Genomic DNA, 17,257 nt, shown 5'->3' on the forward strand with positions numbered 1-17,257 from the left:
CTTCTGTTCCGACGGCGATGCGCCGGGTTGCAAGGACGATGCGATTACAGCGCGAAGTCGCCGCCGACGAGCGTGGAGACGGGCTCCTCGTGGTAAACGGCGGAGATGGCCTGAGCGAACTCCTCGGCGACCGAGATAGTCTTGATCTTGCCGCCGACCTCGACGGGGATGGCGTCGGTGACGACGCACTCGACGATGGGGGCATCGTTCAGGCGCTCGATGGCCGGACCGGAGAAGATGCCGTGGGTGGCGCAGACGTAGATGTCACCGGCGCCCATAGCCTTGAGCTCCTTGACGTTGGCGCACAGGGTGCCAGCGGTGTCGATCATGTCGTCGTTGATGATGCAGGTCTTGCCCTTGATGTCACCGATGATGCCCATGACCTCGGCGGCGTTGTGGCGCGGACGGCCCTTGTGGGCGATGGCCAGGTCGCAGCCGAGCATGTCGGACAGCTTCTTGGCGGCCTTGGCGCGACCCACGTCGGGGGAGACGACAACCAGGTTGTCGGTGTCGAAGTGCATGTCGTTGTAGTACTGGCCAAACAGCGGCAGTGCGGACAGGTGGTTAACCGGGATATCGAAGAAGCCCTGGATCTGGCCCTGGTGCAGGTCGAGGGTGATAATGCGGTTGACGCCGGCGCGCTCGAGCAGGTTGGCGACGAGGCGGGCGGTGATGGGCTCGCGCGGGCCGGCCTTGCGGTCCTGGCGGGCATAGCCGTAGTGGGTGATAACGGCGGTGATGGAGCGGGCGGATGCGCGCTTGGCAGCGTCGGTGGCGATGAGCAGCTCCATGAGCATGTCGTTGACGTTGCCGCCGGCCACGGACTGAATCAGGAAGACGTCGGCGCCGCGGACGGTCTCGTCGTAGCGGGCGTAAATCTCACCATTGGCGAACTGCTTTAGCGTAAGGCCCGAAAGCTCGACCCCAAGGTACTCAGCAATCTTCTGAGCGAGGGGACGGTTGGAGGAACCGGAATACACGCGGATGGACTTGCGCATATTCTCCGACTTCTCGGGATCATTAATCGGCATTACCCTTCTCCTTTATACATCGAATGCCATATAGATGCCTTGTTGCATTGTAACCGCGCGGCGGGGTTTATCGGGTCCTGATAACGTCTTTACCGCCAACGGACACGAACCGACCACTCATCCGGTTGCGCAGGTCACGATAGAAAAAGGAGCCGCCCCCATGGAGCAGCTCCTTTTGTGCTTGGTAAAACGTTATACCTCGTCGTCCTCGTGCAGGCGGCGGCGGTAATCGGCGGCCCAGCCCTCAATATTTACCTGACGGGCGCGGCCCAGACCGAGCGCGTCTGCCGGGACCGGCTCGGTGATGACGGAGCCAGCGGCCACGAGCGCGCCGTCGCCGATCTGGGCGGGCGCGACCATCATGGTGTCGGAGCCAATGAAGGCGTCCTTGCCGATGACGGTCTTGTGCTTGTGCACGCCATCGTAGTTGCAGGTGATGGAGCCCGCGCCCACGTTGACGCCGGAGCCCATGGTGGTGTCGCCGATGTAGGACAGGTGCGGCACCTTTGAGCCCTCGCCGATCGTGGACTTCTTGATCTCCACGTGCGTGCCGGCCTTGGATCCGTCGAGCATGTGGGTGCCCGGGCGCAGGTAGGCGCGCGGGCCGCAGTCGACGCCGTTCTCGATGACGGCCTCGATGGCGATGGTCTCGTCGATGACGCAGCCGCTGCCGACGGTGGTGTCGGTGAGGCGGCTGTTGGGGCCGAGCTGGCACTCCTCGCCCACGGTGACGTGGCCGATCAGGTGCGTCTGCGGCCAGACGACGGTGTCGCGGCCGATGGTGGCGTCGGGGCCGATCCAGGCCTGCGTGGGGTCGATGAAGGTAACGCCCTCTGCCATCCAGTGCTCGTTGATGCGGTCGCGCGCGATGGCGGTGAGCTGCGCGAGCTGGATGCGGCTGTTGACGCCCAGACCGTCGCGGTAGTCGTCGCAGTGGAAGATGGAGACTGCCTGGCCGTGACCCTTGAGGATTTCGAGCATGTCGGGCAGGTAGTACTCGGACTGCGCGTTGTCGTTGCCGATCTCGTTAATGTGGGCGGCGAGCTGCGCGCCGTCGAAGGCGTAGCAGCCGGCGTTGCACTCGAGTAGCTCGGCGGCCTGCTCGGGCGTGCAGTCCTTCTGCTCGATGATGCGCTCGATCTGACCATCGGCGCCCAGTTTGATGCGGCCGTAGCCAAAAGGATCGGGCGGGGTCATGGTCATGACGGTGCAGGCGAGCTCGCCGGTGGCGACGGTCTGTGCGAACTTGGCGACGGTGTCGGCGGTGATGAGCGGCAGGTCGCCGTTGAGCACGACGACGGGGCCTTGCGTGATGCCGCAGGCCTCGAGCGCGACCTTGACGGCGTGGCCGGTGCCCAGGCGCTCGGTCTGCTCGACGCACTCGACCTTGGTGGCGCTGTTGGCGTAGGCGCCATCGATGAGGGCACGCATCTCGTCGGCGTGGCTGCCGATGACGACCACGACGCGGCTGCAGCCGGCCTTGATGGTGGCGTCGACGATCCACTGAACCATGGGCTTGCCCAGGATCTTGTGCGAAACCTTGCAGTGGTTCGACTTCATGCGGGTGCCCTCGCCGGCAGCGAGGATAATTGCGGTTGCGTCCATGTGATCTCCTGTTACGTTATAGAGACGTGTGTTTGGAAACGATACACGGCGCAATATGATACCGCAGGCATATGATGAGCGCGTAACGATTGGTTTGCGGCGGTTGAGGCTTGCGCCGCCGGCGTGGCGTTTGCGCTGGTTGCGTGCGGCGTTGGCGGTGCTGCGGAGCTGTTGTTTGAGCGAGGGGACGGGGGTGCCCGTGGACAACATACGAGAGGAGTTTGGCGGCGAGCCCGTCGCGGCATTCTCGATGTCGCATCCGGCTGTGCCGGCACTCTATATAGTGCTGACGCTGGGGCTCACTATGTTCTCGATGCAGCCGGTACTGATTGCGCTGTCACTTGCGGGCGGGCTGGCGTATGGATTTGCGACGCGTGGGGCTGCCCGCACGCTGGGCGCGCTCCGCTGGCAGCTGCCGGTGATTTTGATCGTCGCGGTGCTCAATCCGCTGTTTAGCGCCTCGGGCTCGACGGAGCTGTTCCGTATTGGCATGCGCGCGGTGTATCTGGAGAGCATGGTATACGGCCTGTGCATGGGCGGGCTGTTTGTGGCGAGCGTGCTGTGGTTTGAGGCGGCGGCGTCGATGCTCGAATACGACAAGGTGCTCGCGCTGCTGGGCAATGCCGCACCGGTGATTGCGCTCATGATCTCGATGTGCATGAGGCTTATCCCGCAGTTTTTGCGCCGCGGCCGCACGGTGCTGGCGGTGCAGGACGCGATCGATGTGCCGGGCCGCGCGCCGGCCGACCCCGTGCGTTCGCGTTTGCGGGCATCGAGTGTGTTGATGGGCTGGGGTATGGAAGATTCGCTGGAGCGCGCGGACGCCATGCGCTCCCGTGGGTGGGGCGCCGCGACGCGTCGAACGACGTATGCGCGGTATCGACTGGGGCGCAGCGACGTTGCCGCGCTGGTTGGGCTTGCGTTGTTTGGCGTGGCCACGGCGGCAGTGGCGTGGACCGCGACGACGCAGTATTCGTTTTATTCGCAGCTCTCGGTGCCGGCGCCGTGGCCGGGCTATGTCGTGTACGCTGCCTGGATGGTGCTGCCTTGCGCGTTGCATGCGATTGATGAGAAGAGGTTTGGCTGATGGCTCGGTTTGATAGGAGCTCGGCGGCGGGTGTGGCATATGGCTCGGCCGCGCCGGCGATTGAGGTGCGAGGCCTTAGTTTTGCCTATCCCGGGGCCGAGGCACCGGTGCTCGAGGGACTTGATTGGCGTGTTTCCCAAGGTGCGTTTGCGCTGCTGGTGGGTGGTACTGGGTCGGGCAAATCGACGCTACTCTCGCTGCTCAAGCCCGAGATCGCTCCGGCGGGCGAGCGCACTGGTGATGCGCGCGTGCTGGGTGAGAACGTTGCCGATATGGACGTCCGGGCGTCCGCGGAGCGCGTGGGCTACGTGTTTCAGGATCCCGAGAACCAGATCGTGTGCGAGACCGTGTGGCACGAGATGGCGTTTGGCCTGGAAAATCTGGGTATGTCGCGCGACGAGATGCGCCGTCGCGTAGCCGAGACCAGCTATTTCTTTGGGCTGGAGGATTGGCTCCACCGCGATACCGATACGCTTTCGGGCGGACGCAAGCAGCTGCTGTCGTTGGCGGCCGTGCTGGCCTTGCGCCCGCGCGTGCTGCTGCTCGACGAGCCCACGTCCCAGCTCGATCCCGTTGCCGAGAAAAATTTTCTGCACGCGCTGTTTCGCGTGAACCGCGAGCTGGGTTGCACGGTTGTTGTGGCAACGCACCAGCCGCGCCCGATGCTCGAATATGCGACGTGTGCGTACCGGATTGAGGGCGGCCGCGTGCGCGAGGTGGTTGACCTGGCGAGTTTGGGTAGTCGCGAGGGACTTTTGGCTTTGGACTCTTGCCGGCCCGCGCAGGGGGCGGCGACGAGTGCGGCGGCAGCTATTCGCGAGGGCTGGTTTCGCTACGACCGAGCTACCGGCTGGGTGCTGTGCGGACTCGATGTGGCGTTTTCGACTGGCGCGGTGCATGCGATTGTGGGCGGAAACGGCTGCGGCAAGTCGACGATGCTCTCGGTACTGGCCAAAACGGTCAAGTTGCAGCGTGGTCGCATGGTGCGTGGGGCGGCATCGGCGACGCTGCTGCCCCAGAATCCCAAGGCGTTGTTGGTTGCCGAGACGGTGCGCGACGAGCTGATGGAATGGGCTTCGGCCTGCGGGTACGACGAGGCTATGGCGCGGGAGCGCGCGGCGAGTCTGGGGCTCGCGGACTTGGGGGAGCGCCACCCCTATGACCTTTCGGGCGGACAGTGTCAGCTGCTTGCGTTGGCAAAGCTGCTGTTGATCGGCCCCGAACTGCTATTGCTCGATGAGCCCACCAAGGGTTTGGACCTGGCCAGCCGCCGCATCATCGCCCGCGCCCTGCGCGACCATGCGCAGGCTGGCGGCACCGTCGTCATGGCGACGCACGACCTGGACTTTGCCGAGCAGGTTGCCGATGACATTTCCATGATGTTTGATGGCGAGATCGCCTGCATGGAGCCGCCGACCGACTTCTTTGCCGACAACGTGTTTTATAGGGCGTGATGGGATGGCGGATTATCGCATCGTGCGCCTACTCGCAAAACTGGAGATACCGCTGCTGCTGGCGGTGCCAGCCGTGATGGCTGCGGCGTTGCTGGCGGGCGTTGAACAGGCGGCGCTTGCCATGCTTGTCGTGGTGGCGCTGGTGCTCGCGCTGTTCTTTGCGGGCTACGAGGCGTCGCGCCCGGGCTTACGCCAGATTATGCCAACGCTGGTTCTGGCGGCGTTGGCTGCGGCGGGGCGCATTCTGTTTGGCCCCATTCCCGACTTTAAACCGGTGAGCGCCATCGCCATTATCGCGGGGGCGACGCTTAGTTGCCGCAATGGTTTTATGGTTGGCGCGCTGGCGGCGCTGACCAGCAATTTCTTTTTTGGACAGGGCATGTGGACGCCGTGGCAGATGTATGCCTGGGGGCTCGTGGGATACGTTGGCGGTGCGCTGGCGCATGCCGGCGCTTTTGATCGCGCCGATGGCACCGTGCGTATGCCGGCGCTGTTGATCTACGGCTTTGCTTCGGGTTTGCTGTACGGCGTTGTGATCAACGCGTATGACATCATTGGGTTTGTACAGCCGCTCACGTGGGCGGGTGCCATGGCGCGTCTTGCCACCGCCGTACCGTTCGATATCACGCACGGCCTTGCGACCTGCGTGTTTTTGGTCGCCCTGTACAAGCCTTGGTGTCGCCGCATCAACCGAGTCGTCGTGAAGTACGGACTGTAGGGCTGGTTGCGCCGGGGCGGGAATCAATACTGCCGAAGTGCCATTTTAAAACTATGCCGGTTTACGGGGCCAGATTGGCACAAGCAGACCATGCCGGCTATTTTTGAAATAGAGCAAGCCGTTTACCTGCGGTTTTATTATTTCGGAATTGCGTATGGTTGGGGGTTCGCGATTTAGCCCCGTAAACTGGCATAGTTTTGGAATGGCCGGCTGATATGACGGGCGTCGTGACCCTCAAGAGCCAAATTGATCCGTTTTCTTCCGTCTCCAGACGTCCCCGGGGAATCAGCTGAACTCGCCCGCCACGAAATCAGCCTATCTACTACGTTTGACCCGACACCCCCAAACACAACCGCGTTTTATGAAAAACCGCAGGCTTTCTACCTGCGGTTTTCTTTTTGCGTTGTTCGCTGTGGTTGAGGGTGGTGGCTTAAACGTAGCAGATGGGCGTGTTTCGTGGCGGATGGGTCACGTGGATACCACCACGAGGCCCAAAATGATTCGTTTTCCTCCGTCCCCAGGGGATCAGCTGGGGCTAGAGCTCTAGCGTGAGGGTGACGGGGCAGTGGTCGCTGCCGAAGATGTCGCCGCGGATGCCGGTGTCGCGTACGTTGTCGGCGATTGCGTCGCTTACCAGGAAGTAGTCGATGCGCCAGCCGGCGTTGTTCTTGCGGGCATTAAAGCGATAGCTCCACCAGCTGTAGACGCCCTCGACGTCGGGGTTTGCCGCGCGCCAGGTATCGGTAAAGCCGGCGTTGAGCAGCTCGGTAAACTTGCCGCGCTCCTCGTCCGAAAAGCCGGCGTTGCCGCGGTTGGACTTGGGGTTCTTAAGGTCGATCTCCTCGTGCGCCACGTTAAAGTCGCCGCAGGTCACGACGGGTTTGCCGGTCTCGCGCTCGAGCGCGTTCAAAAAGCCGCGGTAAGCATCGTCCCAGGCCATGCGCACGTCGATGCGGGCGAGTTCGTTTTGCGCGTTGGGAGTGTAGACATCCACAAACCAGAACTTGTCGAACTCCAGCGCGCAGACGCGGCCCTCGGTTGCGGCTTGGGCGACGAGTACGGCCGCCTCGTTCTCGCCGGCGTAGGGTAGCAGTGCGTCGGCGTGCAGCACGCGCAGCGGTTCCTGGCGGCTAAAGACCGCAGTGCCCGAATAGCCTTTACGCTCGGCGTAGCTCCAGGTTTGGTGATAGCCGGGCAGGTCAATATCGACCTGGCCTTCTTGCAACTTGGTCTCTTGCAGCGCCAGGATATCGACGTCGAGTTCTTGCGCGATCTGGATAAAGCTCGGGTCCTTTTTGAGCACGGCGCGCAGGCCGTTGACGTTCCACGAGGCGAAAGTGTAAGTCTGAGGCATGGTGTCCTTTCGACGGGGTTGGCAGGCTTAAGATTAGCGCAACAGGGGCGGGGTGGGCTCCGCGCATGCTGACTTAAAGGTCGCATGCTGGGACATCGCCCGACGCCGCCCGATCAACAAGGACGGAGGGCTCATATGACGCAGGCAATATCGGACCCCAGGCAGGCGTCCGCCGCGCTGGCGGATCTGTTTGACACCCACAAGCGCGTGGTCTTCTTTGGCGGCGCTGGTGTTTCCACGGCAAGTGGCATCCCCGATTTCCGCAGCGTGGACGGCCTGTATCACCAGCAGTTTGCCTACCCGCCCGAGACTATGCTCTCGCATAGCTTTTATGAGACACATCCGGCCGAGTTCTTCGACTTTTACCGCACCAAGATGATCGCGCTTAACGCTAAGCCCAACCGCTGTCACACCAAGCTGGCCGAGCTGGAGCGCGCCGGCAAGCTTGATGCCGTGGTGACGCAAAACATCGACGGCTTGCATCAGATGGCGGGCTCGCAGCGCGTGTTCGAGCTGCACGGATCGGTCCATCGCAACATTTGCCAGTCGTGCGGCGCGGTCTATAGCGCCGAGTGGATTTGCTCGCGCGAGCACGAGGACGCCGCGGGCGTGCCCGTGTGCCCCGCGTGCGGTGGTCGCATCAAGCCCGATGTGGTGCTTTCTTGCGACATCGCGGCCGCGTTTGCGTTCTAGCCCGTGTGCGCGGATACAATAGAAAGACTGAGTGCAAAGCGACCCCGCCGCCAGCTCCCCAAGCTCGGCGGCGTGGGCATTTTAGGAGGATGTTCATGGCGAACGACAGCAAGACATGGCGGTGCGGAAAGTATGAGCTCAGCTTTGACCGTCCGCGCATCATGGGCGTCCTCAACGTGACGCCCGATTCGTTTAGCGATGGCGGGGAGCACTTCGACCCGGATGCCGCCATCGAGTACGGCCTGGCGATGCTCGACGCCGGCGCCGACATCATCGACGTAGGCGGCGAGTCCACGCGCCCCGGCTTTACCCCGGTTAATCCCGACGAGGAGGCTCGCCGCGTGCTGCCCGTGGTGCGCGCGCTGGCCAAAGAGGGCGCCATCGTCTCGATCGACACGCGTCACGTGGCGGTTGCCAAGGCGGCCGTGCGCTGCGGCGCCTCGATCGTCAACGACGTGACCGGCTTCACCGATCTCAAGATGGTCGAGTTTGTTAAGACGAGCACCTGCGGCGTCATCGTGATGCATGCCGGCGAGGTCGCCGCGCCCACCCGCACGCACGCAACGGTGCAGCTCGATACCTCGGCAGCGGCGTTTGTTGCCGAGAAGGCGCGCGAGGCGGCTGCCGAGGCCGCGCGTGAGGCCGAGAAGCCGGCTCGCCGCCGTCGCGGCAAGTTGCTGGGCGAGCCTAAGCCGGAGGCCAAGCTTCCGGGCGGCGTGGTGCAGCCCTCGTTGCCGTTTGGCGAACCGGAGGCCACGTCCGAGCCTTCAAGCGAGCAGGAGACGCCGGCCGCCGAGCAGGCTGCTGCCGCCGAGACCGTCGCGCCCGCGCCCGAGGCCACGCCCGCAGCCACCGAGGCCGCATCGGAGTCCAATGACCGCCTGGCCGCCATGATGCGCCGCAGCGCCCGCCGCGAGGAAGCCTACGTGCCCACCTCGCAGCTCCGCCGCTTCACCCTGCCCGATTCGGCGCCCATCATGCGCCGCGTCATGGGCTTTCTGTCTGACCAAGCCCGCACGCTCATCCATGCCGGCGTGTCGCGCGACCGCATCTGCATCGATCCTGGCCCGGGCTTTGGTAAGTCGGCTAACGAGGACATCGTCATCCAGCGCGAGACTGCCAAGATGGCGTCACTGGGCTATCCGCTCATGTGCGCCGTGTCGCGCAAGCGCTTTGTGGGCGCCGTCTCGGGCGTGACCGAGGCCGCCGAGCGCGATGCCGCTACGTTTGGCGTGTGCCTGGGCGCCATCCAGGCCGGTGCCAACATCGTGCGCGTGCACGACGCCGCGGGTTTTGCGCAGTTCTTGAACGGCTACTGGGCGGTTGCCAAGCCGCAGCCGCGCCGCGCGTTTGTGGCCGTGGGATCCAACTTGGGACATCGTTGCGACAACATCCGCGCCGCGCGCGACATGATCGCCGAGATTCCACTTACCTGCGTGTCCAACTCCTCCAAGATCTACGAGAGCGAGCCGGCCTACGAGACGCGCCAGGACGCGTTTGCCAACGCCGTCATCGAGATCAAGACCGAGTTGGCGCCGCTGGTGCTGCTCGACGAGCTCATGAAGATCGAGGCCGAGCTGGGCCGCGACCGTTCTAAGAAGGCCAAGGTCAACGGCCCGCGCACCATCGACTTGGACCTGCTGTGGATGGACGGCGAGACCCACGGCGGCAAAAAGCTGCGCCTGCCGCATCCGCTGATCGGCGAGCGTGACTTTGTGCTGGTGCCGCTCGAGGATCTGATGCACGACCCGGCGCGGTTCTTCCGCTACAACGGCGTCGAGGTCAAGGAGCCCGAGGATCGCGTGGGCCATATCGTGGGCGAATTGGGGCGTATGTAGATGATCGAGATGAATGCTGTTGCCGCTGGCACCGAGCTCGACGCGGCGCGCGACGCGGGCCGCGAGGGTGCGTCCGCGGGCCGGTGCGCGTGGAGCGCGGGCGATGCATCGCTGACGTTTTCGCTGGTCGTGCGCCCCGATGTGAACATGCACGCCTTCCACGGTCTGCCGTTTGTGGCCGCAATGGGCATGATGGACGCGCTCGCGGGCACGGCCGCAACGCCGGGCCTGGGGCTTGCCGGCAAGGTGGGCATCCAGTGGCCGAGTGGCATCGTGTGCGGCGCGCCTGCGTTTGAGACGTCGCTCGCGCGCGTCGCCGTCAACGGCGGTGCCGGTGCCGCGGGCATGTTTGCCGCGGTGACGGTTGATATTGAGCGTGCGGCGCTGGGTGAGCTTGGCGTGGATATGGCAGATGAGGCGCTGATCGAGGCATTGGCCGCCGCTGTGCTGACCCGCGTGGACGCTTGGGCGGTTGTTGCCAACACGCCGCAGGGCGCCGCCGGCCCGCTGGCCCCGGTGCTGGGCGAGTACTTCGACATGGTGCCGCTGCTGGGTCGCCAGGTTGCGGCGGTGTCGCCCAACGGCTTGCCGCTTGCGGTCGGCGTGTTTGCGGGCCTGGACATCTGGGGCCGCGCGACCATCAAGACCGACGCCGGCGAGCAGGAGTTTCCGCCCGAGGCCGTACGAATTCGCGGGCTGTAACGAGAGGCGCCAGCGCTCAAAGATAACGATGACAACAAGACCCTCCTCGGCCTGTGCCGGGGAGGGTTTCGCCTATCTGGGGAATGGGTTGCCAGCGCCCTATTCCTCAAAACTGAAAAATTTTCGGTTTTGAGGAATAGGACCAAAGCAGATTGTTATTTGGCAAGGTATATTCGATGTAAGCGCTATTCCTCAAAACTGAAAATTTTTCGATTTTGAGGAATAGCAAACATCGGGTGTAGGGAGGATGCCAATGAAGCTCATCAATAGGACGTCGTATATGGATACGCTGACGAGTCTTATCGGTGTGCCCGACATCAAGGTCATCACGGGCATCCGGCGCAGCGGAAAATCCAAGCTGCTCGAGTCCCTCCGCGATTACGTGGAGACCAACCTGCCTGATTCAAATGTCATTCATATCAACTACAACCTCGATGAGTTCGAGGACCTGCTCGAATATCACGCTTTGCTTGCTTATGTAAAAGAGCGTCGGGTGTCCGGCACGCAAAACTTTCTGCTTATCGATGAGGTTCAGATGTGTAGCGGCTTTGAGCGCGCAATCAACAGCCTTCACGCATCCGAGCGGTATGACATCTTTATTACGGGGTCAAATGCATTTTTGTTATCGAGCGACCTATCGACGCTCTTTACGGGGCGCACGTTCGAAATCGAGGTGTTCCCGTTCTCGTTTGAGGAGTATCGCTCTTACGACGGTAAGGGCGAGGTCGACCATGATTTTGATGAATACGCACATGCCGGCGGCATGTCCGGTTCGTATCCTTACCGAACGCAGGAGCAACGCTATCAATATCTCTCCAACGTTTTTAAAACGTTGATCGTGAGGGATATCGTGCAGCGGCATAACGTCAGAAACGAATCGGCGCTGCTGCGTATTGCTGACTACATGATGGACAACGTCTCCAACATTACGTCGGCTCGCAATATAACGGATAGCCTGAATGCAGATGGGCTAAAGATCACGAACAAGACGGTGGGCACATATATGGGGTATCTGTGCGACGCATTTGCCTTCTATAAGGTTCGACGGTATGACATTCGCGGCAAGAAATACCTCAAGAGCGGCGAGAAGTACTATCTGGCGGACCATGCGTTTAAATATGCGCTGCTTGGTACGCGCGATATGGATTGGGGACGCGTATACGAGAACATGGTGGCAATCGAGCTGCTGCGGCGCGGATACGAAGTGTACGTCGGCGTGCTTTATAAAAAGGAAATTGACTTTGTAGCTATCAGGCGAAGCGAGAAGCTCTATATCCAGGTGAGCGATGACATTAGCTCGGACAAGACGTTTGAGCGGGAAATCTCGCCGCTCTTGAGCATTGCCGACGCGTATCCCAAGATGATTCTCGCCCGCACGCATCACGAGACTACGGATCGCGATGGGGTGCAGATAGTGGACCTGGCGAGGTGGCTTTGCGGCGAGGCGTAGCAGAAAGCCCTATTCCTCAAAACTGAAAATTTTCGATTTTGAGGAATAGGGCTGCCGCGTTGCCTGGTCCGCTGCTCGCGCTTGTGTCGCGCTCGGCTAAGGCCCCTGTCTTACCCCAGCTCCCGCATGCGGCGGTAGATTTCGCAGATACCCTTGATGGTGAGCTGTCCGTCGACCACGTCGAAGGCATCGGTCGAATCGGCGACGATGCTGGCGAGACCGCCCGTGGCGATAACGGTGGCATCCTCGCGGCCCAGCTCGCGCTTCATGCGCGCGACCAGGCCCTCAGCCATGGCGGCGGCGCCCGTTACGGCGCCGACCTTGATGCACTCCTCGGTATCGCGGCCGATGGCGTGCTCGGGCGCCTCGAGCGGCACGCTGGCGAGCTTGGCGGCACGGGCGGCAAGCGCGTCCATGGAGATGCGAATGCCCGGCGCGATCGCTCCGCCAATGTAATAACCGTCCTCATCGATGACGTCGATATTGGTCGCGGTGCCAAAGTCCACCACGATCGCCGGCGCGCCATAGAAGGTCTCGGCAGCGACGGCGTTGGCGATGCGGTCGGCACCAACGGCCTGGGGGCGCGCCGCCCGCAGCTTGGTTACGGCGGCCGTCTGCGGCCCGATGACGATGGCGTCCGCGGCAATGCGGTCGGCCACGGCGTGCCACTCGCGCGAGAGCTGCGGCACCACGCCCGCAAAGGCGATCGCGTCGACCGCATCGAGCGAAAGGCCGTACATCTTAAAGAAACCCATCAGGCGCACATGGATCTCGTCGGCGGTATAGGAGCGGTCGGTGGGCATGCGCCACGACTGCACCAGCTCGTCTCCGTCAAACAGGCCCATGGCCGTCTGCGTGTTTCCCATATCGATAGCGAGCAGCATGTCTACTCCCGGTGTCGGCATAAAAGGACGCGCACCATTGTATACGTGCCGTCGACGGCGCTCGGCTGCGATTCGTTTACGGTGATAGGGGCTGAGGGGTTTAAATATGAAGGAATTATGCTCTACGAGATTTTCCTTGCCGTTTACCGAACTCCCGCGTAATATTCTTTCTTGCGCACATGAGGCGCCCAGACATTGCGGGGTGGAGCAGTCTGGTAGCTCGCCGGGCTCATAACCCGGAGGTCGTAGGTTCAAATCCTGCCCCCGCGACCAAGAACTTGCAGCTCGTCGGCCTAGCCGGCGAGCTTTTTTGTTATTTCGGGACCGTGTTTTCGGTCCAATTCTCGGCCTCTCAAACAAAATCTCGATCTGTAACATCTAGACCCGATTTGGGCGGCTAGGTGTTACAGATTGAGATGTTTCGGCAGGACGGTCTTCGTTTGTCTAAATCTGTAACACGAGGGACGGTTTTTACTGAGTAACTGTTACAGATCTAGATCTTTCGGCAGGCTAGATTGGTTCGTCTCAATCTGTAACAGTTGCTCGGCAAAATAGGGCCTAACTGTTACAGATTGAGACAAACCGACGGGCCGTCCGCTCCATCCACCTGCCGCCACCTGATATTCGCCGATTTTCGTTGTGCCGCTGTACCTCCATGCCATATCCTCTAGACAACTACGCGGCAACATCGCCGCCGCGCCTACAAGAGAGGAATGTCCATGACCGCACCTGCCACTAAGCTGCTCCAGCCCATTACGGTTGGCCCCCTTGAGCTCAAGAACCGCATTATGTTCCCGCCGCTCACCACCGGCTACGAGGAGCGCGACGGTTCCATTGGCGAGCGCAGCCTGGCTTTTTACGAGCGCCTGGCCCGTGGCGGCGTGAGCTACATCGTCATCGGCGACGTCGCTCCCGTTATGACCGCGAGCCCCACGCCCAAGCTGGCGACCGATGCCCAGATCCCCACGTTTAAGGCGCTGGCCGACGCCGTCCACAAGCACGGTGCCAAGGTCGCGCTGCAGCTGTTCCATCCCGAGTACGACGTGCCCGGTGTCGGCCGCATGGTCATGGGTTCCATGGCCGCTGCGAAAGCTGCGCAGGAGGCCAAGGCCGCCGGCGACGAGGAGGCCTTTGCCGCCAAGATGGCCGAGTCCAACGAGATTCGCAAGCAGGCCTACGCCAAGCTGCACCACGACATGCAGCACTTTGTGAACGAGGCCACCGTGGAGCAACTCACCCAGATCAAGGAGGCCATCGCTGCCTCGGCCGCTCGCGCACAGCAGGCCGGGATCGACGCCATCGAGGTCCACGGCGACCGCCTGGTGGGTTCGCTGTGCTCGGCCATCCTCAACAAGCGCACCGACGAGTACGGCGGCTCGTTCGAGAACCGCGTTCGCTACGCGCTGGAGGTCGTCGCCGCCATTAAGGAAGCCGCACCGGAGCTGATGGTGGAGTACAAGCTCCCCGTGATCATGGAGAACCCCGACGGCACGCCGCGCGGCAAGGGCGGCCTGCAGCCCGATGAGGCCTGCGAGTTTGCCAAGCTGCTCGAGGGCGCGGGCATCGACATGATCCAGGTCGCGCAGGCCAACCACACCGGCAACATGGGAGACACCATTCCGCCCATGGGCGCCATGCCCTACAACTGGACGCTGCCGGTGGCCGAGCGCGTCAAGGCCCTGGTCTCCGTGCCGGTGGCAACCGTCGGCCGCGTTGTCTCGGTCGAGGCCGGTGAGAAGATTCTGGAAGACGGCGCGGCCGACATCATCGCCTACGGCCGCTCGCTCATGTGCGACCCCGACATTGCGCTGAAGGCCGCCACGGGTGAGCCCATCCGCGAGTGCCTCAACTGCAACAAGGGCTGCGTCGACGCGATTCAAAACCGCAAATACATCTCGTGCGTGCTCAATGCCGAGAACGGCGACGAGGCGACCATCGCCATTAAGCCGGGCGAGGGCGACAAGAAGATCGCCGTGGTGGGCGGCGGTATTGCCGGCCTGGAGGCCGCGCGCGTGGCGGCCAAGCGCGGCTACGACGTGACCGTCTATGAGGCGAGCGATCATCTGGGCGGCCAGATTGTGCTGGCGGCCGCGCCTCCGCGCAAGGACGAGATCATGCGCTCGGTGGAGTATTACGAGAAGATTCTGCCCGGCCTGGGCGTAAAGGTTGAGCTCAACCATGCCGCTACGGCCGAGGACCTCAACGCCGCCGACGCCGCGATTGTGGCTGTGGGCGCGCACGACGTGGTCATCCCCGTTCCGGGCGCCGATTCGGACAAGGTCGTCTCGAGCTGGGACGTGCTGGCCGGCAAGGCGGAGCTCGCGGGCTGCGTCGCCGTTATCGGCGGCGGCCTGGTGGGCACCGAGACTGCCGAGTACCTGCTGCAGAACGGCTGCGAGGTGGCGATTGTCGAGATGCTCGACAAGATTGCCGCAGGCGAGTCCGAGACCATTCTGCCGCTGATTATGAACGACTTTGCCGCCCACAACGTTGAGCAGCATGTTAAGACCCGCCTGACCGCCATTACCGACGAGGGCGTGGAGGCCGTTCGAACCACCGAGGACGGCGCCGAGGAGCCGGTGAAGATCGCCTGCGATTACGTGGTGATGGCCGTGGGCTCCAAGGCCAACGGGTTTGACCTGGACGGCGTAACGGTGCCCGTGACCTGCGTGGGCGACTGCTCGGGCGAGCGCACCGCCGACATTGCGAGCGCCATTCGCACGGCGTATCACGCGGCCAACGAGCTCTAAGTAAGAAAGCTATCGCGTATTGAGTGGGCGGGGAGTGCCGTATCGGCGCTCCCCGCCTTTTTTGCCAATGAGGGCGCCCCTGACCAGCGGGTTCAGAAAATCCGAATTTCATGCACCAGAAAATCCGACTCCTTAGAACATGAAAATCCGAATCGCAACCACCCGAAAATCCGAATTTGCTACAGTGGAATAGAGGAATCAGAAAGCAGGAACTGGAAATCTGCGGGGGTGGCTCATGGCGGGCGAAAGGCTACATCGGGACGGATACATCCCGCGTATCGTGGATGCGCAAATCGAACGCTACCTTCGCGTCTTTGGCGCGGTCGAGATTGCGGGCACCAAGTGGTGCGGCAAGACGTGGGCCGCGCTTGAGCACGGGGCGTCCGCCTCGTATGTCGACGAGAATCTCGACCTCGCGCGTGCCGACCCGGCGATGATGTTGCTGGGAGACCGTCCGCATATTATCCATGAGTGGCAGCGAGTTCCCCAGATTTGGGACTACGTTAGACACGAGGTTGACCGCACCCGGGGCACGCGCGGCGCCTATATCCTCACGGGTTCCGCCACGCCTGCGTTTGGCTCAAAGACGGAGGCACCCGCGCATAGTGGAGCCGGCCGCATCGGCCGCGTCCGCATGTACCCCATGACGCTTGCCGAGACAGGTGAGTCCAGCGGCAAGGTGAGCCTGGCGGGCTTGTTTGAGCATCGTTTTGAGCCCTGTCGGTGCAATGGCGATACACCGGGGCTTGTCGAAGCCGCCTGCCGCGGCGGCTGGCCCGAGGCGATCGATATGGTTTCGGCTGACGCCCAGCTCATCGCTCGCGAATATCTCAACACTACGTTTTCGAGCAGCTTCCCGGCGGTTGGTCTCGACCCCGATATTGCTCGTCGAGTCTCCGCATCGATCGCGCGCAATCTGGGACAGGCGACCACGTATAAAACGATTCTTATGGATATGTTCGGTGCCGAGGGGGAACCCGCAGCGTTTGCCGACGAGACCAAGGTGCGCAGGTACCTGGATGCCCTCAAAGGCATGTTCATTCTCGAGGAGGTCCCCGGTTGGGTTCCCGCCGCGCGCGACAAACGACGCTTTACCGTCAAGCCCAAGCGCTATCTGGCAGATCCGAGCCTTGCTTGCGCCTTGCTAGGTATGTCCTTGCAGGCGCTGCTTGCCGACTGGCAGACATTTGGTCTGGTGTTTGAGAATTTGGTCATACGCGATCTTTCGGTCTACGCACGTTCGCTCGACCTGCTGGATAGCACGCCCGTGCGCTATTATCGCGACGATTCGGGCCTTGAATGCGATGCCATCGTGCAGCTAGCCGATGGACGGTGGGCCGCCTTTGAGATTAAGGTGAGCGAAGATAAGGCGAGCGCCGGCGTTGAGAGCCTCAAGCGCGTTCGCAAGAAGGTCTGTGGAAATCTTCGTTCACGCACACGCGAACCGGAGTTTATGGCCGTGATTGTGGGGGTGGGTGAGTACGCCCGCGAGGTCGAGGACGGTATCTACGTGATACCCGTGCGCGCGTTGGGGTGTTAAGGGGCGGCACGCCGTGTGCCCGCTGCCCGGTGCTGCGGATTGGTGCAAGTGGTCAGGTTTGTTTGCACCATGTCCTTGGCATATGGAAGAAGCTGCTATTCGTAATCTTTAGGTTGATTTCCGATCTCAGCCGAACACATTGAGCAAATAG

Annotated in this window: 13 protein-coding genes and 1 tRNA gene; 10 read left to right on the plus strand and 4 right to left on the minus strand. The window is 62.4% G+C overall.

Annotated elements, in window-relative coordinates; all coding sequences use genetic code 11:
- Positions 1-44: 44 nt before the first annotated feature.
- On the minus strand, positions 45-1,031 hold the full coding sequence (locus DW925_RS07155; RefSeq protein WP_089573682.1) for a ribose-phosphate pyrophosphokinase: 987 nt from the start codon (positions 1,029-1,031) through the stop codon (positions 45-47).
- A 192-nt stretch (positions 1,032-1,223) separates the two neighbouring features.
- Positions 1,224-2,636 (minus strand): bifunctional UDP-N-acetylglucosamine diphosphorylase/glucosamine-1-phosphate N-acetyltransferase GlmU, encoded by a 1,413-nt coding sequence (gene glmU, locus DW925_RS07160; RefSeq protein WP_117790693.1) that lies wholly within the window; start codon positions 2,634-2,636, stop codon positions 1,224-1,226.
- A gap of 199 nt (positions 2,637-2,835) precedes the next feature.
- Between glmU and DW925_RS07165 the strand changes: the two genes are divergently transcribed.
- Genes DW925_RS07165 through DW925_RS07175 form a run of 3 tightly spaced genes read left to right on the plus strand, consistent with a single transcriptional unit; the run spans position 2,836 to position 5,895 of the window.
- The gene (locus DW925_RS07165) at positions 2,836-3,723 is read left to right on the plus strand and encodes an energy-coupling factor transporter transmembrane component T (protein ID WP_233540255.1); all 888 of its coding nucleotides are present in this window, start codon (positions 2,836-2,838) and stop codon (positions 3,721-3,723) included.
- Positions 3,723-5,177 (plus strand): ABC transporter ATP-binding protein, encoded by a 1,455-nt coding sequence (locus tag DW925_RS07170; protein WP_117790694.1) that lies wholly within the window; start codon positions 3,723-3,725, stop codon positions 5,175-5,177. The genes DW925_RS07165 and DW925_RS07170 overlap by 1 nt, the downstream gene beginning before the upstream one ends.
- A 4-nt stretch (positions 5,178-5,181) precedes the next feature.
- Positions 5,182-5,895 (plus strand): DUF6580 family putative transport protein, encoded by a 714-nt coding sequence (locus tag DW925_RS07175; RefSeq protein WP_117790695.1) that lies wholly within the window; start codon positions 5,182-5,184, stop codon positions 5,893-5,895.
- A 535-nt stretch (positions 5,896-6,430) separates the two neighbouring features.
- Here DW925_RS07175 and DW925_RS07180 read toward each other — a convergent pair.
- Positions 6,431-7,249, minus strand: a complete 819-nt coding sequence (locus DW925_RS07180) for an exodeoxyribonuclease III (protein ID WP_117629805.1) — start codon at positions 7,247-7,249, stop codon at positions 6,431-6,433.
- 135 nt (positions 7,250-7,384) lie between these two features.
- On the opposite strand from DW925_RS07180, the gene DW925_RS07185 reads away from it, so the two are divergent.
- The 4 genes from DW925_RS07185 (at position 7,385) to DW925_RS07200 (ending at position 11,932) form a co-directional block, all read left to right on the plus strand.
- Complete coding sequence (locus DW925_RS07185; RefSeq protein ID WP_233503825.1) at positions 7,385-7,942, plus strand: Sir2 family NAD-dependent protein deacetylase; 558 nt, start codon at positions 7,385-7,387, stop codon at positions 7,940-7,942.
- Positions 7,943-8,037: 95 nt separating this feature from the next.
- Entirely contained in the window at positions 8,038-9,780 is a 1,743-nt protein-coding gene (gene folK, locus DW925_RS07190; protein ID WP_117629806.1) for a 2-amino-4-hydroxy-6-hydroxymethyldihydropteridine diphosphokinase, read from the plus strand.
- Positions 9,781-10,482: a hypothetical protein gene (locus DW925_RS07195; RefSeq protein ID WP_117583694.1), complete on the plus strand. Its 702-nt coding sequence runs from the start codon at positions 9,781-9,783 to the stop codon at positions 10,480-10,482.
- 253 nt (positions 10,483-10,735) lie between these two features.
- Complete coding sequence (locus DW925_RS07200) at positions 10,736-11,932, plus strand: ATP-binding protein (RefSeq protein WP_117583693.1); 1,197 nt, start codon at positions 10,736-10,738, stop codon at positions 11,930-11,932.
- Between the two features lie 110 nt (positions 11,933-12,042).
- Here DW925_RS07200 and DW925_RS07205 read toward each other — a convergent pair whose 3' ends face one another.
- On the minus strand, positions 12,043-12,816 hold the full coding sequence (locus DW925_RS07205) for a type III pantothenate kinase (RefSeq protein WP_158551682.1): 774 nt from the start codon (positions 12,814-12,816) through the stop codon (positions 12,043-12,045).
- Positions 12,817-13,012: 196 nt separating this feature from the next.
- On the opposite strand from DW925_RS07205, the gene DW925_RS07210 reads away from it, so the two are divergent.
- The 3 genes from DW925_RS07210 to DW925_RS07220 all read left to right on the plus strand — a co-directional run bounded on the left by DW925_RS07210 (position 13,013) and on the right by DW925_RS07220 (position 17,106).
- Positions 13,013-13,089: transfer RNA gene (locus DW925_RS07210), tRNA-Met, on the plus strand.
- Between the two features lie 446 nt (positions 13,090-13,535).
- Positions 13,536-15,566, plus strand: a complete 2,031-nt coding sequence (bilR, locus tag DW925_RS07215; RefSeq protein WP_233505698.1) for a bilirubin reductase, long form — start codon at positions 13,536-13,538, stop codon at positions 15,564-15,566.
- 235 nt (positions 15,567-15,801) lie between these two features.
- Positions 15,802-17,106: an ATP-binding protein gene (locus DW925_RS07220; RefSeq protein ID WP_117629808.1), complete on the plus strand. Its 1,305-nt coding sequence runs from the start codon at positions 15,802-15,804 to the stop codon at positions 17,104-17,106.
- Positions 17,107-17,257: the final 151 nt, after the last annotated feature.

Source organism: Collinsella sp. AM43-1, assembly GCF_003467925.1.
Lineage (GTDB): Bacteria > Actinomycetota > Coriobacteriia > Coriobacteriales > Coriobacteriaceae > Collinsella.